Annotated in this window: 21 protein-coding genes; 11 read left to right on the top strand and 10 right to left on the bottom strand. The window is 71.9% G+C overall.

The window, feature by feature from the left end:
* Positions 1 to 11: 11 nt before the first annotated feature.
* From ACZ5L9_RS07935 to ACZ5L9_RS07925, 3 genes are all read right to left on the bottom strand, one after another.
* Positions 12 to 875, bottom strand: coding sequence for a sucrase ferredoxin (locus ACZ5L9_RS07935; protein WP_464536820.1), 864 nt, complete (start codon positions 873 to 875; stop codon positions 12 to 14).
* A 44-nt stretch (positions 876 to 919) separates the two neighbouring features.
* The gene (locus tag ACZ5L9_RS07930) at positions 920 to 1,756 is read right to left on the bottom strand and encodes a JmjC domain-containing protein (protein WP_464535915.1); all 837 of its coding nucleotides are present in this window, start codon (positions 1,754 to 1,756) and stop codon (positions 920 to 922) included.
* A gap of 296 nt (positions 1,757 to 2,052) precedes the next feature.
* Positions 2,053 to 2,295 (bottom strand): hypothetical protein, encoded by a 243-nt coding sequence (locus tag ACZ5L9_RS07925; protein WP_464535913.1) that lies wholly within the window; start codon positions 2,293 to 2,295, stop codon positions 2,053 to 2,055.
* A gap of 146 nt (positions 2,296 to 2,441) precedes the next feature.
* On the opposite strand from ACZ5L9_RS07925, the gene ACZ5L9_RS07920 reads away from it, so the two are divergent.
* Genes ACZ5L9_RS07920 through ACZ5L9_RS07910 form a run of 3 tightly spaced genes read left to right on the top strand, consistent with a single transcriptional unit; the run spans position 2,442 to position 5,774 of the window.
* The gene (locus tag ACZ5L9_RS07920; protein WP_464535911.1) at positions 2,442 to 3,050 is read left to right on the top strand and encodes a nitroreductase family protein; all 609 of its coding nucleotides are present in this window, start codon (positions 2,442 to 2,444) and stop codon (positions 3,048 to 3,050) included.
* Positions 3,037 to 4,347, top strand: a complete 1,311-nt coding sequence (locus tag ACZ5L9_RS07915; protein WP_464535909.1) for a M20/M25/M40 family metallo-hydrolase — start codon at positions 3,037 to 3,039, stop codon at positions 4,345 to 4,347. Before ACZ5L9_RS07920 ends, ACZ5L9_RS07915 begins: the two co-directional genes overlap by 14 nt.
* The gene (locus ACZ5L9_RS07910; protein WP_464535906.1) at positions 4,344 to 5,774 is read left to right on the top strand and encodes an MFS transporter; all 1,431 of its coding nucleotides are present in this window, start codon (positions 4,344 to 4,346) and stop codon (positions 5,772 to 5,774) included. Before ACZ5L9_RS07915 ends, ACZ5L9_RS07910 begins: the two co-directional genes overlap by 4 nt.
* A 119-nt stretch (positions 5,775 to 5,893) precedes the next feature.
* On the opposite strand, the gene ACZ5L9_RS07905 is transcribed toward ACZ5L9_RS07910, so the two are convergent.
* On the bottom strand, positions 5,894 to 6,415 hold the full coding sequence (locus tag ACZ5L9_RS07905) for a DnaJ family domain-containing protein (protein ID WP_464535904.1): 522 nt from the start codon (positions 6,413 to 6,415) through the stop codon (positions 5,894 to 5,896).
* A 134-nt stretch (positions 6,416 to 6,549) separates the two neighbouring features.
* Here ACZ5L9_RS07905 and ACZ5L9_RS07900 point away from each other — a divergent pair, with 134 nt between their 5' ends.
* The 4 genes from ACZ5L9_RS07900 to ACZ5L9_RS07885 all read left to right on the top strand — a co-directional run bounded on the left by ACZ5L9_RS07900 (position 6,550) and on the right by ACZ5L9_RS07885 (position 11,606).
* Positions 6,550 to 7,635: an HpcH/HpaI aldolase/citrate lyase family protein gene (locus ACZ5L9_RS07900; RefSeq protein WP_464535902.1), complete on the top strand. Its 1,086-nt coding sequence runs from the start codon at positions 6,550 to 6,552 to the stop codon at positions 7,633 to 7,635.
* The gene (locus ACZ5L9_RS07895) at positions 7,635 to 8,513 is read left to right on the top strand and encodes an HpcH/HpaI aldolase/citrate lyase family protein (RefSeq protein ID WP_464535900.1); all 879 of its coding nucleotides are present in this window, start codon (positions 7,635 to 7,637) and stop codon (positions 8,511 to 8,513) included. Before ACZ5L9_RS07900 ends, ACZ5L9_RS07895 begins: the two co-directional genes overlap by 1 nt.
* Before the next feature lie 200 nt (positions 8,514 to 8,713).
* Positions 8,714 to 10,327, top strand: coding sequence for a hypothetical protein (locus ACZ5L9_RS07890; RefSeq protein WP_464535898.1), 1,614 nt, complete (start codon positions 8,714 to 8,716; stop codon positions 10,325 to 10,327).
* Between the two features lie 70 nt (positions 10,328 to 10,397).
* On the top strand, positions 10,398 to 11,606 hold the full coding sequence (locus tag ACZ5L9_RS07885) for an MFS transporter (protein WP_464535896.1): 1,209 nt from the start codon (positions 10,398 to 10,400) through the stop codon (positions 11,604 to 11,606).
* A 206-nt stretch (positions 11,607 to 11,812) separates the two neighbouring features.
* Here ACZ5L9_RS07885 and speB read toward each other — a convergent pair whose 3' ends face one another.
* Genes speB through ACZ5L9_RS07870 form a run of 3 tightly spaced genes read right to left on the bottom strand, consistent with a single transcriptional unit; the run spans position 11,813 to position 14,753 of the window.
* On the bottom strand, positions 11,813 to 12,784 hold the full coding sequence (gene speB, locus ACZ5L9_RS07880) for an agmatinase (RefSeq protein ID WP_464535894.1): 972 nt from the start codon (positions 12,782 to 12,784) through the stop codon (positions 11,813 to 11,815).
* Positions 12,785 to 12,791: 7 nt separating this feature from the next.
* Entirely contained in the window at positions 12,792 to 14,345 is a 1,554-nt protein-coding gene (locus ACZ5L9_RS07875) for a purine-cytosine permease family protein (protein WP_464535891.1), read from the bottom strand.
* Between the two features lie 9 nt (positions 14,346 to 14,354).
* Positions 14,355 to 14,753, bottom strand: a complete 399-nt coding sequence (locus tag ACZ5L9_RS07870) for a YybH family protein (protein WP_464535888.1) — start codon at positions 14,751 to 14,753, stop codon at positions 14,355 to 14,357.
* Positions 14,754 to 14,969: 216 nt separating this feature from the next.
* On the opposite strand from ACZ5L9_RS07870, the gene ACZ5L9_RS07865 reads away from it, so the two are divergent.
* Together ACZ5L9_RS07865 and ACZ5L9_RS07860 are read left to right on the top strand one after the other, a co-directional pair.
* Positions 14,970 to 15,917 carry an Lrp/AsnC family transcriptional regulator gene (locus tag ACZ5L9_RS07865; protein WP_464535885.1) on the top strand — a complete coding sequence of 316 codons (948 nt, stop codon included), beginning with the start codon at positions 14,970 to 14,972 and terminating at the stop codon, positions 15,915 to 15,917.
* 127 nt (positions 15,918 to 16,044) lie between these two features.
* Positions 16,045 to 19,764 (top strand): heterodisulfide reductase-related iron-sulfur binding cluster, encoded by a 3,720-nt coding sequence (locus tag ACZ5L9_RS07860; RefSeq protein ID WP_464535883.1) that lies wholly within the window; start codon positions 16,045 to 16,047, stop codon positions 19,762 to 19,764.
* Positions 19,765 to 19,853: 89 nt separating this feature from the next.
* Here the strand turns inward: ACZ5L9_RS07860 and ACZ5L9_RS07855 are convergent, their stop codons facing one another.
* Positions 19,854 to 20,378 carry a helix-turn-helix domain-containing protein gene (locus tag ACZ5L9_RS07855; RefSeq protein WP_464535881.1) on the bottom strand — a complete coding sequence of 175 codons (525 nt, stop codon included), beginning with the start codon at positions 20,376 to 20,378 and terminating at the stop codon, positions 19,854 to 19,856.
* 27 nt (positions 20,379 to 20,405) lie between these two features.
* On the opposite strand from ACZ5L9_RS07855, the gene ACZ5L9_RS07850 reads away from it, so the two are divergent.
* Both ACZ5L9_RS07850 and ACZ5L9_RS07845 read left to right on the top strand, forming a co-directional pair.
* Positions 20,406 to 21,581 (top strand): benzoate/H(+) symporter BenE family transporter, encoded by a 1,176-nt coding sequence (locus ACZ5L9_RS07850; protein ID WP_464535879.1) that lies wholly within the window; start codon positions 20,406 to 20,408, stop codon positions 21,579 to 21,581.
* A gap of 4 nt (positions 21,582 to 21,585) precedes the next feature.
* Complete coding sequence (locus ACZ5L9_RS07845) at positions 21,586 to 22,254, top strand: PASTA domain-containing protein (protein WP_464535877.1); 669 nt, start codon at positions 21,586 to 21,588, stop codon at positions 22,252 to 22,254.
* 39 nt (positions 22,255 to 22,293) lie between these two features.
* On the opposite strand, the gene ACZ5L9_RS07840 is transcribed toward ACZ5L9_RS07845, so the two are convergent.
* Both ACZ5L9_RS07840 and ACZ5L9_RS07835 read right to left on the bottom strand, forming a co-directional pair.
* Positions 22,294 to 22,548: a hypothetical protein gene (locus ACZ5L9_RS07840; RefSeq protein WP_464535875.1), complete on the bottom strand. Its 255-nt coding sequence runs from the start codon at positions 22,546 to 22,548 to the stop codon at positions 22,294 to 22,296.
* 10 nt (positions 22,549 to 22,558) lie between these two features.
* Entirely contained in the window at positions 22,559 to 24,286 is a 1,728-nt protein-coding gene (locus ACZ5L9_RS07835) for a sodium:solute symporter family protein (protein WP_464535873.1), read from the bottom strand.
* Between the last annotated feature and the right edge of the window lie 11 nt (positions 24,287 to 24,297).

Below are 24,297 nucleotides of genomic sequence, written 5' to 3'. Positions count from 1 at the left end.
TCGCGCACGGGTCACACGGACGGGTCGATCGCGACGATCTCGTGCTGGAGGGCCACCTGGTCGCGGACCGCGCGGCAGGTGAGCGTCACCTTCGCGGTGTGGGTGCTGCGCACGCGGACGGCGTATGCCTGCCCCTCGTGGCTGAAGGACGCGTCCGTCACCAGGCCGCCGTCGCCGGGTGCTCCGCTCTGCGAGCGGGCCAGGAGCCGCAGCCCGCCGAGGCCGGTGATCCCGAGCCGGCGGCGCAGCGCGATCTCGGCCGCCTGGACCGGCATCGGGAAGCTGGTGCGCCCCCGCAGGTGATCCAGCTCGACCTCACCGTCGAGGCGTGCCCGCGCGACGGCCACCGCGTCCTCGGGCGTGAGACGTCCGTAGTAGAGCCCGTCCGGTGCGACCAGCATGTTGGCCGCGAAGCGATCGCCGCCCAGATGCGAGACCTCCCACGTGTGATCCGGCAGGACGGAGGCGAGCGCGGCGGCGACCGGTCGGCCCTGCTCGGCGCAGCAGGCGTCGTGCCGGCCGTGGGTGCACACCGCGAAGAGCGGCTCCTCGTGCGCGTCCAGCCCGAGCGAGCGGCCAGCGCGCAGCGCTGTCAGATCGAGGTCCAGCACGGCCCGTACGTCGTCGAGCGCGGCGGTCTCCACCCAGGCGTACGGCGCGCGGGCGTGCACCGCGAAGAGCCGCCGTGTGCCCTCGGCGGCGGAGCGTCCGGGGCGACGCATCAGCAGCAGTCGTACCCCGGCGGCGTGCGCATGCGCCCGCAGCTCGTCCGCGACCCCGTCGGGGAAGCGGGCGTCCCGGAGCGCGTCGACGCCCCACGGCCCCGGGTGCTCCAGCAGGAGGAAGGCGGGCACGGTCGAGGCGCTGCCCGCCAGATCCTCCGCCCGGGCCGCGCTCGCGACCGAGCACCGGAACTCGCTCAGCGGGCCACCTCGAGCATCCCCTCACGCACCAGTCGCCGGCACAGCACCAGCCGGCTCTGCTCGTTGAGCTCCAGGTCGCCGGGCGCGAAGGCGTCGGTCGCCCGGATCTCCTCCAGCACCGGCTGCAGCCAGGCGGGCAGGGTCAGCACCCGGTCGCCGAGCAGCACGTCGAGCTGCGGCTGCGTCCCGGTCGCGTCGCCGTGCGGTCGCAGCACGCACGGGCGACCCGGGCGGCGACGCAGCACGGTGTCGTCGCCGATCTCGGCGACGGCATCGAGCAGGCCGCCACTCAGCCGCACCGGTCGGGCGGTCAGGAAGCGGCGTACCTCCGCCTCGGCGGCCGCCTCGGCGTCCACACCGGCGATCGCGTCGGCGAGCTCCTGGAGGCGGTGCGCCAGGTCGGCCCGGAGCGCACCGGGGTCGTCGAGATAGCCGGCGGGCAGGTGGTCGTCGGGCGGGAGGAGGCCCTCGACCGTACGCCGGAGCAGGCCGCGCCAGGTCAGCTGGTTGATCCCGATCGTGACGTGCAGGGACACGCTCTGCTGGGCGCGGGCCGCGTGCGGCGTGCCGGTCGGGAGGTAGAGGGAGAGGCCGGGCTCCATCGTGATCGCCTCGACGGTGTGCTCGGTCTCCCGGGCGGCGATGACCTCCCAGTCCTTCGCGCCGGCGGTCTGGAACACGAAGACGTCGTGCGAGTCGCTGTGCACGGCGAAGCCCTGCGATCCCGGCGGCGTGAGGTAGGCGTTGGCCTGGCACGGATGGCCGAGCTCGAGCTCGAGCTCGGCGACCAGGTCGGCCAGCGGCTGGTGGTAGCGGTGCAGGCCCTGGAACACGATCGTGGCGCCGCCCCGGAAGAGCTCGAGCGCCTTGGCCGGATCGACGAGCCCGCTGAGCTGCTGGCCCGCGATGGTGGCGTGCCGGGTGAAACGCCGCTCGGGAAGGACCGAGCCGTCCTGGGCGATGCGGAGGGCGGGCGTACGCAGCGCCGACCCGGTCAGCAGCCGGTCGGCGTCCTCCAGCGAGAACAGCCCGGCCAGCCGGTCGGGGTCGGTGCGGTGCAGATGGGTGTGGGACGCCCAGATCTTCTCGGTGAAGAGCCGGGCGTCCCCACTCAGCAGGTCGAGCGCGCTCAGGACATGCCCCCGGCCGCGCCGTCGGTGCCGTCGGTCCCGTCGCCGTCGGTGCCGTCCGTGCCGTCGCCGTCGGTGCCGTCCGTACCGTCGCCGTCGGTGCCGTCCGTACCGTCGCCGTCCTTGCCGTCGGTGCCGTCGCCGTCGACGCTCGGCTCCGAGGCCTGGGGCGCGTCGGCCGGGCTGGCGTAGGTGGTGGTGATGTCCTCGTCGGTGAGCGTGCCGTCAGACAGGTCGGTCATGGGAAACCTCCAGAGCGGGATGGGATCGGGCCCTTGCGCAGTACCCACCCGGGCATCGCGCACACCTCCGGCGCACACCCCCGGCGCACACCCCGGCACCCACCTGTGGCACACGTCCCCACAGCGGATGCGGCATGCTGCGGCGCATGGAGTTCCAGGAGGTCGTTCGCCGGCGCCGGATGGTGCGGCGCTACACCGGCGAGCCGGTCGCGGCAGAGACGGTGGACCGGGCGCTGCGCAACGCCGTCCGGGCCCCCAACGCGGGGTTCTCGCAGGGCTGGTCGTTCCTCGTCCTCGACGCCGCCGGCGACGTCGAGCGGTTCTGGGAGGTCTGCGCCGGCGAGGGCGAGCCCGACGCCTGGCTCGCGGGCATGCGCACGGCCCCGGTGCTGGTGATCCCGTGCTCGTCGCGAACGGCCTATCTCGCGCGGTACGCGGAGCGGGACAAGAGCGGCTCGGACCTCTCGGCGGCCGCTGTCGCCGAGCGCTGGCCGATGCCGTACTGGCACATGGACACCGCGATGGCGACCCTGCTGATCCTGCAGACCGTGGTCGACGAGGGCCTGGGCGGCTGCTACTTCGGCATCCCGCCGGCGAGGGAGGGGCCGCTGCGCGAGGCGTTCGGCATCCCCGACGCCTGGAGCCCCATCGGCGTGGTCGCGATCGGCCACCCGGACACTGGTGGCGCGACGGGCTCGCCCGCGCATCGCACCCGCAAGCCCATGAAGGAGGTGGTCCACCGTGGCCGCTGGTGACATCGACCCGACCATCGAGCGCCTGCAGGCGCTGATCCGGATCCCGACCGTCAGCGACGCCGACCCGGCCGTGTTCGACGAACTGCTCGAGACGATGCACGGTCTCTTCCCGCGCGTGCACGCGCTGGAGAGCATCCGGATCGGTCGCCAGGGCGTGCTCATCCACTGGCCGGGTGCCTCCACCGCGCGACCGGTCGTGCTGATGGCCCACCTCGACGTGGTGCCCGCCGTGGGCGAGTGGAGCGTCCCGCCGTTCGCCGCCGAGGTGATCGACGGCGAGGTCTGGGGCCGGGGCACCCTCGACGACAAGGGCAGCGTGGCCGCGATCTGCGAGGCCGTCGAGGGCGCCATCGCCGACGGCTTCGTGCCGGCTCAGGATGTGTGGCTGCACTTCGGCTGCGACGAGGAGGTCTCCGGCGAGTCCGCCCCGTCGGCCGCCGCCGAGCTGACCCGCCGCGGCGTACGGCCGTGGTTCGTGCTGGACGAGGGCGGCGCTGTCGCCGAGCAGGCCTTCCCGGGAGTCACCCCTGCCATCGCCGTCGTGGGCCTGACCGAGAAGGGCGCCACCACCCTGTCGCTGACCGTCACCGGCGAGGGCGGGCACGCCTCGGTGCCGACCCGCAACGGCCCGACGGTGCGGCTGGCCAAGGCCCTGACCCGACTCGACACCCTCGCGATGCCGGCCCACCTGCCCCAGCCGACCGTGGAGCTGCTGCGCCGGATCTCGCCGTATCTGCCGGCGCCGGTGCGCCCCATCACGGCGAACATCGACAAGATCGCCCCCGCCGCCACCCGCCTGCTGCCGCTGGCCGGCGCCGAGGCGGCGGCGATGATCCGCACCACCTTCGCCATCACCACCCTCGAGGGCAGTCCCGCCGCCAACGTGATCGCCTCGACCGCCCGCGCTGGCGTCAACGTGCGCGTGATGGTCGGCGACAGCGTCGACGACGTGGTCACCGCGGTGCGCAAGGTGATCCGCGACGACCGCGTGGTCGTCGACGTGGTCGAGGCCAGCGAGCCGAGCCCGGTGAGCCCGATGGACGACGCCTTCGAGCTGATCGAGTCGTGCGTGGAGGAGCTGTTCCCGGAGGCGATCGTGTCGCCGTACGTGATGATGGCGGCGACCGACTCCCGCTTCCTCACCGGCATCTGCGAGCGGGTCTTCCGCTTCACGCCGTTCCGGATGAGCAAGGCCCAGCGGGCCACCATCCATGCGGCCGACGAGCGGATCGGTGTCGAGGACTACCGGCGCGGCATCGACTGGTACCGCCGGCTGATCGAGAGTCTTCCGGCATGACCGACACGGCCACCGCCCCGACCGTACGGACCACGGTGTGGTCCGTCGTCGGGCTCCTCGTCTGCCTGGAGATCGCCAGCGGCATCCTCCAGGGCTACTACACGCCCATCTACACCGACATCGCGCGCCACCTCGACATCAAGGACGCGGACGTCAACTGGTTCGAGGCCTCGCAGCTGATCGTGTCGGCGATCGCGGTGCCGCCGCTGGCCCGGCTGGGCGACCAGATCGGTCACAAGCGGATCCTGGTGATCGCCAGCGCCGTCACGGCGCTGGGCACCTGGGCCACCGCGCTCGCCCCGTCGTTCGGGGTCTTCCTGGTGGCCTGGGCGATCACCGGTGTGTACGTCGTGTGGCTGCCGCTCGAGATCGCGATCGTGCACCTGCGGGCGCGCGGCGACGAGCAGCTGACCCGGCGCGGGGCCGCGCTGCTGGTCGCGACCCTGGAGTTCTCCGTGATCGTCGGTGCCGGCGTCTCCGGTGCTGTGGTCGGCCCGCTGCCGATGCTGGTCGTGCTCGCGGTGCCGGCGATCGTGGTCACCGGCGTGCTCGCCGTGATCTGGCGGTGGCTGCCCGAGACGGCCCAGCCGAGCGGTGGCTCGTTCGACTGGACCGGCCTCACCCTGCTCACCGCTGTGATCGCCCTGGTGATGGGCGGCCTGGTCGTGGTCCGCGTCTCCGGCCCGGGCTCGCTCGTCGCCTGGGGCCTGGTCCTGCTCGGCCTGCTCGCGGTCGTCCCGTTCGCCCGCGCCGAGCTGCGGACGTCCTCGCCCCTGGTCGACATCCGCCTGCTCGGCTCCCGCGCCCAGATCCCGATCCAGCTCACCGCCGCGCTCTCCGGCATGTCGGTGCTGGGCGCGCAGATCCCGCTCTCGACCTTCGCGCGCACCGATCCCGCGATCGCCGGCTACGGTCTCGGCAAGGGCGCCGGCTTCGTCTCGGTGCTGATCGTGGCCTACGTCTTCTCGATGGTGGTCGGCGCGCTCTCGTACCCGCGCCTGGCCCGGGCCACCTCCACGCCGGTCGCGATGGCGCTCGCCGCGCTGCTGGTCGCGATCGGGTACGCGATGTGGCTGCCGTGGCACGCCACCACCGCGCAGGCGCTGACCAACATGATCGTCGCCGGACTGGGCTCCGGCGCGCTCGTCGCGGCGATCCCGGCCGCCGCCGCCGCCGCGGCTCCGCCCGCCGAGGCGGGCATGGCCACCGGCCTGACCAACGCGATCAAGACGCTCGGCGGCGCCGTCGCCTCGGCGGTCTTCGCGATCGCCCTCGCGGCCACCGGCTCGATCGCGGACCCGGCCAAGGGGCATGCCCCGCTCTCCGGCTACCTCACGGTCTGGTCGGTCTGCTCGGGCGCTGCCCTGGTCGCCGCGGCCCTGCTGCTCCTGATCCGCCCCCGCGACTCGGCCCTCGGACACAGCTGACTCGGCCCTCCCGCACCACCGACTCGGCCCTCCCGCACCACCGACTCGGCCCTCCCTCACCACCGACTCGGCCCTCCCGCACCACCGACTCGGCCCTCGGACGCCGCTGCCTGCATCGGTCAGCGGCGCTGCCACCAACGGCGACGGCGCGGTGCCGCGGTCGGGGCGGGCTGGGCGGCCAGCCGTGCCGCACGGCGCTCGCGCCATCGCGCCAACGTCTCCTCGACATCGCGCGGCTGCGTCACGAACGGCGGGCCGACCGGGGTCTGGTAGCGCGCCCACAGCACCCGGGCGTTGAACTGTTCGACCACCTCGCGCGCGCCACGCTCGTTCGTCTGGCGGTCGAGCAGGTCGTCGAGGCCGGCGTCGTCCTTGCGCAGCTGGATGCTCGGCGGGAGGACGACGAGCTGCTCGCGCTCGACCAGCTGCTTGAGCCACCAGTCGGGGTCGTGCTCCTCGCCGAGTCCCTCGATCGGCCTGCCCGATCCGGGCAGATCGTCGAAGTCACCGCGGTCGATGGCCTCCTGGATCTGGTGATCGACCCAGGTGTGGATCTGTCGCTGTCGCTGAGCCGCCTCGGCCTTGGACGCGGCATCGCTGAGCGGCTCGAGTTGGATCTCGTCGAACTCCTCCTCCGCCATGCCTCCAGCGTACGAGCGGACGGGAGGGCCGAGTCGGCGGTGCCGGAGGGCCGAGTCGGCGGTGCCGGAGGGCCGAGTCGGCGTGTGACATTTCCCTTACCCACGGGTAACCAGCCCTCGCTAGGCTCGCCCGCATGAGCCACAAGTCACCCAAGGACTTCTTCGCGCCGCTGGCGGTCGGGGCGCCCGCGCCGCTGCGCGAGATCCCGGCCCGGCCCACTCGCGCGATCCACTTCTTCGACCCGAGCAACCCGAAGATGGTCGACAAGATCCCGCAGATGGTCGGCACGGTCGATGTGCTGCTGGGCAACCTCGAGGACGCGGTCAAGGCCGACAACAAGGTCGCCGCCCGCGAGGGCCTGGTCACGATCGCGAAGAGCACGGACTTCGGACCCACCCAGCTCTGGACCCGGATCAACTCGCTCGACTCCCCGTGGGTGCTCGACGACCTGATCACCCTGGTCACCGAGATCGGCGACAAGCTCGACGTCATCATGGTGCCGAAGGTGCAGGGCCCCGAGGACATCCACTACGTCGACCGGCTCCTCGCCCAGCTCGAGGCCCGCGCCGGCCTCACCCGCCCGCTCCAGGTGCACGCGATCCTCGAGACCGCCCGGGGCGTGGCGAACGTCGAGTCGATCGCGCTCGCCTCTCCCCGCATGCAGGGCATCTCGCTCGGCCCGGCCGACCTCGCCGCGGACCGCAAGATGAAGACCACTCGCGTCGGCGGCGGCCACCCCGGCTACCTCGTCCGCCAGGATCCGCCGCGCGGCGACGACGGGACCGTCGACATCAACGGCCCGCGTACCGTCTTCCAGCAGGATCTGTGGCACTACACGATCGCGAAGATGGTCGACGCGTGCGCCGAGGCCGGGATCTACCCGTACTACGGCCCCTTCGGCGACATCACCGACGTGGTCGCGGCCGAGGACCAGTTCCGCAACGCGTTCCTGCTCGGCTGCGTCGGCACCTGGTCGCTGCATCCCAAGCAGATCGAGATCGCCAACCGGGTCTTCTCCCCGAGCGTCGAAGACATCCGCCACGCCCGCCGCGTGGTCGCCGCGATGGGCGACGGCACCGGCGCTGTCATGCTCGACGGCAAGATGGAGGACGACGCCTCGCTCAAGCAGTGCCTCGTCCTGGTCAGCCTCGCCGAGGAGCTCGCCGCGATCGACCCGCAGCTCAAGGAGCTCTACGCCTCGATCGAGGGAGACGCCTGATGACCTCGACGACCTCGACCGGTGCGTTCCGCGCCCGCCGCTCCGTCCTCTACATGCCCAGCTCCAACGAGCGGGCGCTGGAGAAGGCCAAGACGCTCGCGGCCGACGCCCTCATCCTCGACCTCGAGGACGCCGTCGCCCCCGACGCCAAGGCGGAGGCGCGGAACAACGCCGTCCACGCCGTCACGAGCGGGGAGTACGGCGCGAAGGAGCTCACCATCCGGATCAACGGCGTCGGCACCGAGTGGCACGCCGCCGATCTCGTCGCGGCCGCCGCCGCCGGCCCCGACGCGATCGTCGTGCCGAAGGTGAATACCGCCGAGCAGGTGCGTGGCCTGGTCACCGCGTTGGAGTGGGCCGGCGCCCCGGCGCACACCAAGCTCTGGGCGATGCTCGAGACGCCCGAGGCGATCCTCGACGCACGCGAGATCCTCGGCGCCTCGGAGCGCCTGACCGTCGCGGTGCTCGGCACGAACGACCTGGTCAAGGAGCTCTTCGTCGAGCACGTTCCCGGCCGCACCAACCTGGTCACCGGCCTGCAGCTGGCCGTCCTGGCCGCTCGGGCCACCGGCACCTCCATCCTCGACGGCGTCTACAACGACGTGAGGAACACCGAGGGCTACCTGGGCGAGGTCGCGCAGGGCCGCGACTTCGGCTTCGACGGCAAGACCCTGATCCACCCCGGCCAGATCGAGGGCGCCAATGAGGGCTTCGCGCCGAGCGCCGAGGCGATCGAGAACGCCCGCGGTCTCATCGAGACCTGGGAGGCCTCGACCGGAGGCGTCGTCACCTACAACGGCAGGATGGTCGAGAACCTCCACGTCGAGTCGGCCCGCCGCACGCTCTCGATCGCGGACGCCATCGCGGCGCTCGGCTGAGGCTCCGGTGCGGACTGGTCTGGACCAGTCCGCACCGCCTCATCGTGACGGTCGTGGGGCACGCTCGTTGACGAGTCGTGCCTGAGCCCACCGGAGGCGAGCCTCATCCGTACGCCGATATCATCGACCTCTTCCGCGAGGCCGATGCTGAGCCTGCCGCGCCTGCCGCGGCTCCGGTCCCCGACGCGGCGCAGGCCGGTGTGACGGTCACACCCGTCACCGCCCCCACGCCTGCCACCAAGCCGGCGCCGTCCGTGCCCCGGAGGCCCCGTACGCCGACGGTCGCCACGCAGCTTCCGAGCCGGAGCCGTCGGGCGGCGATGCTGCTCCCGGTCGCCCTCCTCGCGCTGGCCGGCGGCGCGACGGTCGCGGTGATCCACCGGCACGACGACCGGCACGACGACCGGCACGCCGACCGGGCCGTCTCGTCCGACGCCTCCTCGCCGAGCACCCCGGCGACGACTGCGACGCTGCCGGGCACGGGCGCGAGCCCGGCCCAGGGGGTGTCGCGGGCAGCCGCGTCGGTGACCCAGGAGTACAGCCGCGCACTCGACCAGCTCACCGCCGTACAGGGCGCGGACGACCTCGCCACCGCGGCGCGCCGCCTCGGCGCACGCACGGCCGAGCTGCACGCCGCGACGGGCCCCCTCGCCCGGGCCGAGGCCGCGCACCTCGACGCCCTGGTCGCCCTCTCCACCCTCGACAGCGGAACCACCGACGGCCTGACCTCGTACGCCCGCCTCGCGAAGGCCGCGACCAGCAGCTCGGCGGCGGTCGCGAAGGCGGCCGGGGGACGCGAGGACGTCCCGGATCCGTCGGTGGCGACCGGCAACGTCGTCGCCCTCTCCGGCGCCGCCGTCGTCGACGGCCTCGGCACGCGGCTCGGCCGGCTCGCGGATGCCACCGCCGACGCGGATCTGACGGCTCAGCTGCGCATCGCCGCGGCCCAGGCGCAGGCCCTCGTCCCGGCGGCCACCAGCGCGGCGGCGACGATCACCGACCCGAGTACCGCGGCGCGGGCGGATGCGTACGCCCGCGCACTGCGCGCCCTCGCCGCGCTGCAGGTCATCGACGGTGACCACCTGACCTCGTGGGCGAGCCTGGCGGGACCGCTCCAGGAGGGGTTGAGCGCTGCGGGGGTCTCCGGCGCGAGCGACGACGTCCACGCCGTCGCCGCCATGGTGAGCGCGGCCCAGAGGAAGATGGACGCATGGGCCGCGAAGAGCGGGGAGGCCGTCCCGCTCGGCTCCGCCACGCCCGCCAGCCAGACGCCGGCCCAGGAGCGGGCCCAGGAGCGGGCTGCACACGCCGCCGTGGAGGCGGCCCAGAGCTACGCGAGTCGCGCCGACGACCTCGTCGCCCGGTACGCCCAGGCGATCGCGGCCCTGCCGCTGGTCGCGCCCGGTCAGCAGCCGTCGTTCGACCTCGCCACCCGGTTCCACGCGGTGAGCCGGCTCTTCGACGGCCTCACCGCGACCGTGGCGGGGCTGCGTCCGCCGACCGGCATGGCCGGCGCCCAGGAGACCGTGGCCGACCTGGTCGCCCGCGGGCGGGCCGCCGCCGTCGCGGGTGAGGAGATGGCCCTGGACGCCTCGGACTGCGATCCGACGAGGCGAGCGTGCGTGATGGGCGCGATGACGGAGTGGCCGTCCTACAAGCGCGCGGTCGGAGCTCTCGGCAGCCCGGGCACGGTGCGCGCCGCGATCACCCAGGGAGTCGATGCCGCGAAGGCCGCGGCCGCTGCCGCTGCCACCGCGAGCGTCCCGTCCGGTGGCGCCACGGCCCACGGGAGGCCGCCGAAGCCGATCGTCTGACGCATCACACTCATCTCACATATCAAGATTTGCGTCTCATTTATCGGGATCTCAGGCGCAAACTGGGTGCATGAGCACGCCGGTACGGTCTTCGACGCCCAGCACCAGCTCGATCAGCGAGGCCCGCCGTTGGGGAATGCTCGCCGCAAGCACCTTCGCCCAGGCGGCGGCCGTGGTCGCGAACAACGGCACCGCCTACCTCGTGCCCGCCCTCCACCGGCACGACGGCTACTCCCTCGCCACCGCCGGCGCCATCGTCGCGGCGCCGTCCTTCGGCGTGATGGCCGCCCTGGTCGCCTGGGGCTGGCTCGCCGATCACCGTGGCGAGCGGATCGTCCTGCTCGCCGGCCTGGGCACCACCGCGCTGTTCTCCGCGGTCGCGACGCAGACCCACAGCACGGCGCTCCTGTGGGTGATGCTCTTCCTGGCCGGCGCCGGCTCGGCGGCGGCCAACTCGGCCTCGGGCCGGGTCGTGGTCGGCTGGTTCCCGCCGCACCGACGCGGACTGGCGATGGGGATCCGGCAGATGGGCCAGCCGATGGGGATGGCGATCGCCGCCGTCGCGATCGCGCTGGTCGCCGCCCACCACGGCGTCCACGCAGCGTTGTGGGTGCCGGCCATCGCCACCCTGGTGGCCGCCGCCGTCGTCGCAGCGGTCGTGATCGATCCGCCGCGACCGCCGAAGAGGACCGGCTCCGCCCCCAACCCGTACCGGCAGGATCGCTTCCTCGCCCGCATCCACGGCGTCTCGGTGCTGCTGGTGGTGCCGCAGTTCGTGATTGGCACGTTCATGCTGCTGTGGCTGACCGACGCGCGCGGCTGGTCGACCGGCGCGGCGGGCGCGCTGGTCGCCGTCGCGAACATCCTGGGCGCCTTCGGCAGGATCGCCGTCGGGCACCTCTCCGACCTGGTCGGCAGCCGGATGAAGCCGCTGCAGTGGGTCGCGATCGCGGCCTGCGCGGTGATGATCCTGCTCGGCATCAGCGCCGGCCTCGACCTGTTCGTCGCGGTGCCGCTGATCGTGCTGGCCTCGGTGCTGACCGTCGCCGACAACGGGCTCGCCTTCACCGCGGTGGCCGAGCGCGCCGGCCCGTTCTGGTCAGGCCGCGCCCTGGGCCTGCAGAACACCGCGCAGTTCCTGACCGCTGCGGTGGTGGGACCGATCGGCGGGGTCGCGATCACCCACCTCGGCTACGCCTGGACCTACGTGATCACCGGCCTCCTGCCGATGCTCGCGATCGGGCTGGTCCCGGTGCGCGGCGAGCGCCGGGACGACTGAGGCGTCCCACCTACCTACGGCGAATCGGCCGGCCCGCTGTGTGGGAGCGGGCCGGCCGATCGGTTCGTGGGGGAAGGCGGAGGCGCTCAGGTGAGGGAGCGGATCAGCTTCGTGCTGACGAACTCGTCGGTGCCGAAGCGACCGACCTCGCGTCCGAAGCCCTCCTCACGACTCGCCGCAGGCGGCGTCGGTGACGGCCTGCAGGCTCATGCCTGGCCGGCCTCGTGCCGCTTGGCGAGCAGCGAGACCAGGTCGTAGGCGACGTGCGAGGCCGCGATGCCGGTGATCTCCGCGTGGTCGTACGGCGGGGAGACCTCCACGACGTCGGCACCGATCAGGTTGAGCCCGTCGAGACCGCGCAGGATCTCGAGCAGCTCCCGCGACGTCATGCCGCCGGCCTCGGGGGTGCCGGTGCCCGGCGCGTGCGCCGGGTCGAGGACGTCGATGTCGATCGAGACGTAGAGCGGGCGGTCGCCGATCCGCTGGCGGACCCGGTCGATCACCTCGACGACGCCCTGGTGGTAGACGTCGGCGGCGGTGATGATGCCGAAGCCGAAGCGGCGGTCGTCCTCGAGGTCCTTCTTGCCGTACAGCGGACCACGGGTGCCGAGGTGGGAGATCGCCTCGGTGTCGAGCAGGCCCTCCTCCACCGCGCGGCGGAACGGCGTGCCGTGGGTGTAGTCGGCACCGAAGTAGGTGTCCCACGTGTCGAGGTGGGCGTCGAAGTGGAGCAGGGCGATCTCGCCGTGCCGCGCCTTCGCCGCCCGCAGCAGCGGCAGCGTGATGGTGTGGTCGCCACCGACGGTCAGCAGGCGGGTGCCGTCGGCGGTGAGGTCCAGCGCCGAGGCCTCGATGGTCTCGAGGGCCTCGTTGATGTCGAACGGGTTGACCGCGATGTCGCCGGCGTCGGCGACCTGGGCCACCTCGAACGGCGAGACGTCGAGGCCGGGGTGGTACGGCCGCAGCAGGCGGGAGGACTCCCGCACGTGGGCCGGCGCGAAGCGGGCGCCGGGCCGGTACGAGACACCCGCGTCGAACGGCACGCCGGCCACGACGATGTCGGCCTTGTCGACCTCGTCGAGGCGCGGCAGCCGCGCGAAGGTGGCCGGGCCCGCGAACCGCGGGATCCGGGAGCTGTCGGTGGGTCCGAGGGGGCCCCGAGAGATGGGTTCAGCCATGGGTGGATCAGCCTTCCGAGACGATCTGGTTGCCGGACTCGGCGCCGGCCGGGACGAGCCGCGGACCCTCGGGACCGAAGGCGTCCCGCGGCTCCGGGAAGATGAAGAGCAGGGCCGGGTAGAGCACGGCCGCCAGGCCGATGCCGATCGGGATGCTCAGGTCGATGCCGTTGCTCAGCGCGAGCGGGCCGACGAACTGGCCCGGCAGGTTGACGAAGCAGATCGCCAGGCCGGCCGGGACCAGCCAGCCGAGCAGGCCGCGCCAGTTCCAGCCGTGGGCGAACCAGTAGCGGCCACCGCGCTGGCGGCGGTTGAACACCTGCAGCGAGTCGGAGTCGTACCAGCCGCGGCGCACGATCCAGCCGATCATCATCACCACCATCCACGGGGCCGTGCAGCTGATGATCAGGACCGAGAAGGTCGAGATGCTCTGCACGACGTTGAACGCGAAGCGGCCGACGAAGATGAACGCGATCGCGATGACGCCGATGAACATCGTCGCCTGCACCCGGTTGAACTTCGGGAAGACGCTGGAGAAGTCCAGGCCGGTGCCGTACAGGGCGGTGGTGCCGGTGGACATACCGCCGATGAGGGCGATCAGGCAGACCGGGAGGAAGTACCAGCCTGGCGAGACCGCGAGCAGGCCGCCGACGTAGTCGCCGCTGCTGATGAAGTCGGGCGCCTTGAGCGCGATGACCGTGGCGGTGACCAGGCCGAAGAAGAACGGCACCAGGGTGGCGATCTGCGCCATGAACGCGGCCGCCATCAGGCGCCGCTTCGGCGTGTTCTCCGGGATGTAGCGCGACCAGTCGCCGAGGAAGGCGCCGAAGGAGACCGGGTTGGACATCGCGATCAGCGCGGCGCCGAAGAAGGACGGCCAGTACATCGCCTTGGTGGCGGCGTCGGCGTCGGCGCCGGCGCCGTAGATGCCGGCGTACGAGGCGTCGAACGGCCCGAAGAAGGCGAACGCGCCGAGCACGAAGAGCAGGGTGGCCGCGATGACGGCGACCTTGTTCACGAGCAGCATGAAGCGGAAGCCGTAGATGCAGACCGTCAGCACGAGCACCGCGAAGATGCCGTACGCGATCGCGAGGGTGCCGTCGTTGCTCGGCAGGTGCACGGCTCGGTGGGCGGCGCCGACGAGCGCGTCACCGGAGGACCAGACCGAGATCGAGAAGAACGCGAAGGCCGTCAGCAGCGAGAGGAACGAGCCGACCACCCGGCCGTGCACGCCCAGGTGCGCCGAGGAGGAGACGGCGTTGTTGGTGCCGTTGCGCGGGCCGAAGATCGCCATCGGGGCGAGCACGAGCGCACCCACGACGACGCCGAGGACGGTCGCCGCGGCGCCCTGCCAGAAGCTGAGCCCGAAGATGATGGGGAAGCTGCCCAGCACCACGGTCGCGAAGGTGTTCGCGCCACCGAAGATGAGGCGGAAGAGGTCGAGTGGCCCGGCCGTCCGCTCGGCTGCCGGGATCGGCTCGACGCCGTGCGACTCGACCTCGGTCGCCTTCGGTGCCGCGACGGTGCTGGCAGCGCCGACGCTCTCGTTGATGGTGGACATCGGGTTCCTTCAGTCGGCGGCCGGAGCCGGGGAGAGGTGCTCGTGGACGGCGATCAGGCCGTCGCCGTCGCGGACGAAGATGATCGACTCGCGCTCGAACGTCGTGGTGCGCTCGCCGCCGACCGAGGTGACGGTACGGACGCTGTGGCTGAGGATCCCGGTGTCACCGTGGACCTGGACCAGCCGCTCGGTGCTCTCGCACTCCTCGACCCGCCAGCCGTCCGCGATCCAGCTCGCCCACAGCGCCTCGTAGGCCGCCCGGTCGTCCAGGCGGTGCGCCTCCGGGTGGAAGACGAAGCTCGCCGAGGGGGCGAAGCAGGCGAAGTAGGCGTCGGTGTCAGTGGCGGCGAAGGCGGCGACCAGACGGTCCGTCGCCTCGAGCACCTCGTCGATGGTCAGGTCCGGCATCGCCAGCTCCTTCTCGGTTGTCTATGGCCGAGAAAATCTAAGAAATCAAGTTGCGTCTGGCAAGCAGTTCCTGACGCTCCCAGGGGAGCAGAATCACGATCCGTCACTCACGACTCTCATCCGGCGTAGAATCATCCTGCCGCGACCGTTGCGACATCACGGAGTGATGGGCGACACAGCGCAAAATTCATCGCGACAGATCTGCGGAGGAACGGCGTGGACGAGACCGATCAGGCGATCATCCGACTGCTGCAGGCCGACGGGCGACTCGGTCACCGCGAGGTCGCGGAGGCGATCGGCCTGTCGCGCTCTGCTGCCGCGGGCCGGCTCCACCGGCTGATCGAGACGGGCCAGGTCGTGGTCCACGGTGTCGTCCACCCCGCCGTCCTCGGGCGCGGCTCACTGGCGCACGTCGGCCTGGTGGTTCGGGGCCCCGCGGAGCCGGTGGCCCACCTGGTGGCCGAGCGCGAGGACTGCCCGTTCGTCTCGCTCACCTCAGGCGCGCACAGCATCGTCGCCGAGCTGCGCACCTCGTCCGCCGACGAGCTCGACCGTGCCCTCACGGCGCTGCGCTCCCTGCCCGGCGTCCAGGGCGTCGACACGCTCTCCTACATCGAGGTGATGCGCGACGTCGTCGGCCCGGTCGGCGACACCGACCACCAGATCGACGAGATCGATGCTGCGCTGCTGCGCGTGCTGCAGAGCGACGGTCGCGCGTCGTACGTGGATCTCGCCGAGCACGTGCAGCTGACGCCCGCAGGGGTCCGGCGCCGGGTGATCAGGCTGATGGACTCCGGCGTCGTGCGGATCGGGGCGCTGGTCCGCCAGCCCGGCCGCGACGGGCAGGCGGCGATGGGGATCGGGCTGCGGGTCAGCGGCGACCCGCAGGACCTGCTCGACCGGCTGCACGAGCTGCCCCAGGCGAGCTTCCTGGCCCGGACCCTCGGGCGCTACGACCTCATCCTCACCCTGCGCTCCTACGACCTGGGCGAGCTCCTCGCCGGACTGGAGCAGGTCCGCGGGCTGCCGGGGGTCAACGAGACCGCGTCCTGGATGCACCTGCAGGTCGTCAAGGAGACGTACGCGTTCGAGGGGCTCGCCCCGCCGGAGCGGGCGCGAGGTGAGGCAGACCTAACCCGACGAGGGAAAGTTACCCGCAAGTAGACTCACCGCGGGGTGTGAGATTTCCGCGCTTCACACCCCGGAGGGCCTCCCCTAGGCTCGCCTAGCCCGTCTTAGCCGCGGGTGCCCGCCTGATCAGCAGGACTGTAGAGCCAAGGAGGCCTGCCGGATGTTGCAGACCATCGCCATCATCGTCTCGTACGCCCTGAGCGTCGTCGCGATCACGCTGACGGTCATCGCCGTACGACGGATGCTGGGGGTGCTCCGGGTCGGGCAGCCCGCACCGGGTCGTACCGACAACGCGGGCCGCCGCTTGGGCACCATGCTCAAGGAGACCGTGCTCCACACCCGCATGCTGCAGTGGACGTGGGTCGGCATCCTGCACTGGTTCGCGTTCGCGGCGTTCATCATGCTCTCCACGGCGGTCGGCTCGGCCTTCATCCAGCTCTTCGACCCACTGTGGACGATCCCGATCGTCGGCAAGTGGTTCGTCTACGAGTGGCTGGCCGAGGGCCTCGGCCTGCTCGGCACGCTCGGCATCATCCCGCTCTTCGTCTACCGCCTCACGCACCTGCCGAAGGACCAGGGCCGCAAGACCCGCTTCTTCGGCTCGACCATGTGGCAGGCGTTCTTCGTCGAGGCGATGGTGCTGCTCGAGTCCTGCGCCATCCTCTTCATCCGCGGCGCCGAGAAGAGCCTCTCGCTGGCCCACGGCGGCGAGCACGCCGAGCACGCCACCTCGTTCCACTTCCCGATCTCGCAGCTGTTCAGCCACCTCTACCCGGCGGGCACCCCGGACAACATCGGCACGCTCGAGAACATCGTCTTCGCCATCGCCGCCTTCAAGATCATCTCCGCGATGATCTGGCTGATCGTCATCTCGACCAACCTGACGATGGGCGTCGCGTGGCACCGCTTCACCGCCTGGTTCAACATCTTCTACAAGCGTGAGTCGCTCGGCCGCGACACCGACGGCAAGACCCTCGCGCTCGGCGCGATGAAGCCGCTGGTCTCCGCCGGCAAGGTCATCACGCTCGACGACATCGACGACCTCGACGAGGACGCGAGGCTCGGCGCCGGCACCATCGCGGACTTCTCCTGGAAGGGCATCCTCGACTTCACCACGTGCACCGAGTGCGGGCGCTGCCAGTCGCAGTGCCCCGCTTGGAACACCGAGAAGCCGCTCTCCCCGAAGGCCCTGGTGATGGGCCTGCGCGAGCATGCGTACGCCTCCGCCCCGTACCTCGAGGGCAGCAGCGAGCGCCGCGAGCTCCCGCTCGTCGGCAAGACCTCGGCCGAGCAGTCGGTGGGCGAGGGCGAGGAGGTCCTCGACTGGTTCTACAACCCGGACCCCTCGGACGGGCCCGCCTTCGTCATCGACGAGGACGTGCTCTGGTCCTGCACCTCGTGCGGCGCCTGCGTCCAGCAGTGCCCCGTCGACATCGAGCATGTCGACCACATCATGGACATGCGCCGCTACCAGGTGCTCGTCGAGTCGAACTTCCCCTCCGAGCTCAACGGCCTCTTCAAGGGCCTGGAGAACAAGGGCAACCCCTGGAACATGTCGCAGAACGCGCGCATGGACTGGGCCAAGGACCTGCCCTTCGACGTGAAGGTTGTGGGCGGCGAGGGCCCCGATGCTTTGGAGTCCCTGGAGTCGGTCGACTGGCTCTTCTGGGTCGGCTGCGCCGGCGCGTATGAGGACCGTGCCAAGAAGACCACCCGCGCCGTCGCAGAGCTGCTCGACATGGCCGGCATCACCTTCGGTGTGCTCGGCAACGGCGAGACCTGCACCGGCGACCCGGCCCGCCGCGCCGGCAACGAGTTCGTCTTCCAGGGCCTGGCTCAGCAGAACGTCGAGACGTTCAAGGAGTTCAAGGTCAAGAAGGCCGTCACGACCTGCGCGCACTGCTTCAACACGCTGAAGAACGAGTACAAGCAGTTCGGCATCGAGCTCGAGGTCGTCCACCACACCCAGCTGCTCAACCGGCTGGTGCGCGAGGGCAAGCTGACCCCGGTCGCGCAGGGCGCGGGTGCGCACAAGCGCTCCATCACCTACCACGACCCCTGCTACCTCGGCCGCCACAACGGCGTCTACACGCCGCCGCGCGAGCTCCTCGAGATCCTGCCGGGTGCGGACTTCGTCGAGATGCCCCGCAACGCCGAGCGCTCCTTCTGTTGTGGCGCCGGTGGTGCCCGGATGTGGATGGAGGAGAAGATCGGCTCGCGGATCAACCGCAACCGTACGGACGAGGCCGTCGCCACCGGCGCCGACCAGATCGCCGTCGGCTGCCCGTTCTGCCGCGTGATGATCTCCGACGGCCTGACCGCCTCCCAGGCCGACGGCACCGCGCGTGAGTCGGTCGAGGTCCTCGACGTCGCCCAGATGCTGCTCGCATCGGTCAAGGGCGAGCAGGCGACCAAGCTGCTGCCGGGTGAGACGACCGACGCGCCGGCCGCTGCTCCGGCTGCGAAGTCGGCGCCCGCAGCTCCCGGCACGGCTGCCCCGGCAGCCGCGGGTGCTGTGGCCGCAGGTGCCGCCGCGGGTTCCGCTGCCTCGTCGCTCTTCGACACCCCCGCCGAGTCGGCCGAGCCGACCACCCCCGCTGCCCCGGCCGCGCCGGCCGCCGCGGGCGGGTCGCTCTTCGACGACTCGTCGTCGCTGTTCGACACACCGGCCCACGAGACTCCCGCCCAGGAGACCTCGGCCGCTGCAGAGGCCCCGAAGGCCGCTCCGGCCACCGACCTGGGTACCGGCGGCTCGCTGTTCGACGTTCCCGCGACCGAGGCCCCGGCCGCTGCCCCGGCCACTCCGGCGGAGACCCCGAAGGCCGAGGCGGCTCCCGCAGTCGACCTCAACGCCGGTGGCTCGCTCTTCGACGTTCCTGCGACCGAGGCCCCGGCCGCTGCCCCGGCCACTCCGGCGGAGACCCCGAAGGCCGAGGCGGCTCCCGCAGTCGACCTCAACGCCGGTGGCTCGCTCTTCGACGTCCCGTCCACCCCGGCTCCGGCTGCCCCGGCAGCTGAGGCTCCGGCAGCGCCGGCCGAGCCGGCCGCTCCCGCCACCGAGGCCGCCCCGGCGGTCGACCTCAACGCGGGCGGCTCGCTCTTCGACATCCCGTCCACGCCCGCTCCGGCTGCCCCGGCTGTCGCTGCGGCGGCTCCGGTCGAGTCCGCAGCAGCTCCCGCCGAGGTTGCTCCGGCAGCGGCGGCGGCCGCGACCGCTTCGGCGGCTCCGGCCTCCTCGGGCACCGCGTCGGCTCCGCGGACCGACGTGGCGATCGACGAGGTCGCCTCGCTGTTCGACATCGAGGCACCGTCCGGGCAGGTCGCGGCAGTGGCATCGATCGCTGCGCCGGCCCCCGTCGAGGCAGTCCCGACCGAGTCGATCGTCGCCGACGAGGCGACCGCGGAGAGTGACACGGACGGCACCGGACACGCCGAGGCCGAGGTGCCTGCCGTGTCGCAACCCGTCCCGGACGAGGCCCCGGCCGCCGAGGCCGCCCCTGCTGCTGCCCCGGCAGCCGCTCCGGCCACGCCGGTCGTCAGCTCGGGTGCGGCGCACACGCCGCGTACGGACGTCGACGTCCACAGCGTCGGGTCGCTCTTCGACATCGAGGCTCCCGCGCCGATCGTGGCCGCCCCGCCGGCTCCTGCTGCCGCTGCCGCGGAGCCGGTCCAGCCCACCGAGGCTCCCACCGCGGAGACCCCCGCCGAGGATGCCTCGGCCGAGCCGGTCGCCGAGGAGTCTGCCGTCGAGACCGAGCCGGAGCCCGCTCCGGCGGCCGAGGCACCGGCGACGCCCGCTGCCCCGACCAGCTCGGGCGCGGCCCACACGCCGCGTACGGACGCCGACATCCACGGCGCGAGCTCGCTCTTCGATCTCTGAGGCCGCCATCCGAGGCCCCGGCAGCGTCAGCTGTCGGGGCCTCGGCCGTTTCCGAGCAACGGGCGAGTCGAGCCGCTCCGGACCGACGACTACGCCGGAGTGCGGATCGTCAGAACCGCCTCCACGGCGGCCCCGTCGAGCGCCTCGTACCCGTGCTCGGCGTCGCTGACCCAGACCGCTGTCTCGCCGACACCCACCGACTGCTCGCGCCCGATCGCACCGGCCAGCGCACGGCCGTGGGTGACGAGCAGGTGCTCGGTGACGCCCGGGCCGTGGGCGACGGAGCGGTGGGCGTGGCCGGGCTCGAGATGCAGGAGGTACACCTCCACGGTGGTTCCGTCGTCGTGACGACGTGCGTCGAGCAGCCGGGCGGCGATGCCCGGCGAGGTGACCTGCGAGCCCGGCTCGACGACCAGATCAGCCAGCGGCACCGCGAGGGCACCTGCGACCGCGTAGAGCGTCGACAGGGTCGGGTTGCGGGTGCCGTTCTCGAGCTCGGAGAGCGATCCCTTGCCGATCCCGGCCTGCTCGGCGAGCGCGCCCACGGACCGGCCCGTCTGCCGCCGGGCCGCGCGCACCCGGGCACCGATTGCCGCCGCGACCTCGGGATCCACGCCACCGACTCTAGTAGTGTTCTGTTTATGGAACGCTGGCACATCGCCACGAACGGCGCCATCACCGCGCTGGTCGGCTTCGCGAGCTCGGCCCTGGTGGTGATCGCCGGCCTGCGCGCGGTCGGCGCCAGCACCACCCAGGCCGCCTCCGGGCTGCTCGCGCTCAGCGTGATCCAAGGTGTCGGCACGCTCTGGCTGAGCCGGCGCTACCGCACCCCGGTGCTGCTCGCCTGGTCCACGCCGGGCGCGGCACTGCTCGCCTCGACCGGCCACGTCCACGGCGGGTGGCCGGCCGCTGTCGGCGCGTTCGTGGTCGTCGGCCTGCTGATCCTCCTCACCGGCCTGTGGCCGCGCCTCGGCCGGCTGATCGCGGCGATCCCACCCGCCCTGGCCCAGGCGATGCTCGCCGGCGTGCTGCTCGAGCTGTGCCTCGCTCCGGTGCACGGCGTGCTCGACCACCCCGCCATGCTGGTCCCGCCCGTGCTGGTCTGGCTCGCGTTGCTGCGGCTGGCGCCGCGCTGGGCCGTGCCGGCCGCGTTCGTGGTCGCGATCGGCGTTCTCGCGCTCTGGCTCGCTCGCCACGGCGGGCCGCAGGGCCCGCTGCTCCCCCACGTCGAGCTGACCGCTCCGACCCTGTCGGCGGGTGCCCTGCTGAGCGTCGCGCTGCCGCTGTACGTCGTCACGATGGCCTCGCAGAACGTACCGGGCGTCGCGGTGCTCGCCTCCTACGGGTACGAGACGCCGTGGCGGCCGGCGATGGCCGTCACCGGCGCGGGCACCGTCCTCGGCGCGTTCGCCGGCGGCCACGCGGTCAACCTCGCCGCCATCACCGCAGCGCTGGCCGCGTCGCCCGAGGCACACCCCGACCGCCGCCAGCGCTACCGGGTGGCCGCGGCGGCCGGAGCCACGTACCTGGTGCTCGCCCTGGGCTCGGCGGCGCTGACCGCGGCCGTCACCACCGCACCGGAGGGCGTGGCGGCGGGGGTCGCCGGCCTGGCGCTGCTCGGCACCCTCGGGGCCTCGCTGCACGCGGCCCTCGCCGCCGAGCGGGACCGGACGGCGGCCGTGGTGACCTTCGTCGTCGCGGCCAGCGGGATCACCGCGCTCGGGATCGGAGCAGCGTTCTGGGCACTGCTCGCCGGTCTCGCGGTGCACCTCACCGTGACACCGCGGGAACCGATCGCAGCGGCAGCGGCATCCTAGGGTCATGAGGAGTCAGGCGCTCGCCGCGGCGATCGGCGCGATCACCCTGAGCGCCTGCGGGACCGCTGTTCCTGTGGTCGTGGAGGGCGGCACGCCCGTCCCCGCGGCGATCGGTCTCTCCCTGGGCCAGGCGCGCCAGCTCCTCGAGAGCTCCGGTTTCGCGGTCCGGGAGGAGCAGCGACTCGACTGCCTCCTCGCACAACGCGTGGAGGACACCACGCCGGCCCCCGGCACGCCGATCGCCGACGGCAGCACGGTCACGCTGACCTACAGCGACGCGCTGCCGGGCGCGAGCTGCGCCTACACCGCCGAGGAGCGCGCGTGGGAGTTCCTCGGCTGGGCGAGCGGGAGGGAGCCTGTGCAGCCCTCTTTCCTCGCCCCCGACCTCGCGAAGCTCGCCCAGCCGCCCGCGCAGCGGCGCCGCGCAGCCGAGATCGCCCGCGCGGCCTTCAGCCTGGTGCCGACCGGGGACGGCAGCACCGCCCAGCCGAGGCTGAGGGCGACGTACAAGGACTGCCCGCCACTCGCCGACTGCAGCACGTCGCAGTGGGTCGACGTGACACTCAGCCTCGCCGGGCACCCGTATGCCGAGATCACCCTCCCGCTCACCGGCGGCAGGATCTCCGGCTTCCGCCTCGAGAGCACCGGAACGGCAGAGCGGGCCGGGCGCTGACTGCGCCCGGCCCGCCCGACGAGGGGTGTGGGTCGACCCTCAGCCGTCCTTCTTCGGCTGCTCGGCGACCACGATCGGGCGCAGCCTGACCCAGGCCAGGAAGATGACCCCCACGACCAGCAGGGCGATGCCGCCCCACCAGTTGTCGTTGTTGTTGGTCCCCGCCGGCGCGCTGCCGCGGAAGGCGGCGGTGAGCAGCAGGATCACCCCGTAGAGCGCCAGCAGGGCGCCGATGACGTTGCGGATGTCGAAGGCCCCAGCGGTCTTCTTCTCCACGCCGTTCTGATCAGTCATGGCGAAGCTCCTAGAAGATCACGTTGAGGACGATGACGATGACGAGCGCGCACCCGGCGAGGGGTACGGGTCGGCGGTACCACGGGAAGTCCGCGGCCTCGGCGTCGACCAGCGACTCCTTCGGCGTCTCGGAGTAGACCAGGCCGACCAGCTCGCGGGCGGGTTTCGGCTGGGTCGACAGAGAGACGATCACCGACACCAGGATGTCGACGACGAAGGCCGCGCCGGCAGCGACGAAGGACGCTCCCTGACCTGACAGGTTCAGGGTGCCGGTCGACCAACTCCCGAACGCGTCCTCCGAGAGGAAGGCGACGACGATCGCCGACAGCGTTCCGCTGACCAGGCCGGCCCAGCCGGCGGTCGAGGTCATCCGCTTCCAGAACATACCGAGGATGAAGGTCGCGAACAGCGGTGCGTTGAAGAACCCGAAGAGCGTCTGCAGGTAGTTCATGATGTTGGAGAAGTTCGACGCCAGCGACGCGGTGAAGATCGCGATCACTGTCGCCGCGACCGTCGCCAGGCGACCGATCCGCAGGTAGTAGTCGTCGGTGCGGTCCTTGACGATGTAGCGCTCCCACAGGTCGTAGGAGAGCACGGTGTTGAACGCCGAGATGTTCGCCGCCATGCCGGCCATGAACGCCGCCAGCAGACCCGTGATCGCGATCCCCAGCAGGCCGTTGGGCAGCAGGTCACGCATCATGTAGATCAGCGAGTCGTTGAACGTCACGCCGTCTCCCGACGAGCCCCCTGGCACTGTTCCGCCGGCCTTCACCTTGGCGATCTCGGTGACGAGGACCGCCGCGATCATGCCGGGCAGGATCGTGATGAACGGGATCAGGATCTTCGGGAAGGCGCCGATGATCGGGGTCGTACGGGCGGCGGTGATCGACTTCGAGGCCATCGCGCGCTGCACCTCGACGAAGTTGGTCGTCCAGTAGCCGAAGGACAGCACGAAGCCGAGGCCGAAGACGATCCCGATGACCGACAGGAAGTCGGAGGAGAAGCCGGTCAGGTCGGTGCCGGGCCACGAGTTGAGCTGCTGCGAGGCGGTCGGGCCGGCCGGGTTCGCGGTGGCCGCGGCGGTGATCTTGTCCGTCAGTCCCGACCAGCCGCCGACGCGGTGCAGGCCGATCACGGTGAGTGGCGTCAGCGCCGCGACGATCACGAAGAACTGCAGCACCTCGTTGTAGATCGCCGCCTTGAGACCGCCGAGGGTGATGTACGACAGCACGATCAGGGCGGCCACGATCAGCGCGACCCACAGCGGCCAGCCGAGCAGCGCGTGCACGATCGAGCCGAGCAGGTAGAGGTTGATGCCGGCGATCAGCAGCTGCGCGACAGCGAACGAGATCGAGTTGACCAGGTGGGCTCCGGGACCGAAACGGCGGAGCATGAACTCCGGCACCGAACGCACCTTGGAGCCGTAGTAGAACGGCATCATCACCACGCCGAGGAAGAGCATGGCGGGGATGGCGCCGATCCAGAAGTAATGGACGCTCGGCAGACCGTACTGTGCGCCGTTGGCGCTCATCCCCATGATCTCGACGGCGCCGAGGTTGGCGGAGATGAACGCCAGACCGGTGACCCAGGCGGGCAGCGAGCGCCCGGACAGGAAGAAGTCGACCGAGTCCGAGACGCCCCGGCTGGCAAGGATGCCGATGCCTAGGACGAACGCGAAGTACAGAGCGATGATGAGGTAGTCGATCCAGGATGCCTGGATCAGAGTCAGGCTGTACACGCTCCTCAGTG

It is taken from the genome of Nocardioides sp. JCM 18998 (assembly GCF_055391535.1).
The sequence above is the reverse complement of the archived record's forward strand: the minus strand, read 5'-3'. Positions and strand labels throughout refer to the sequence as shown.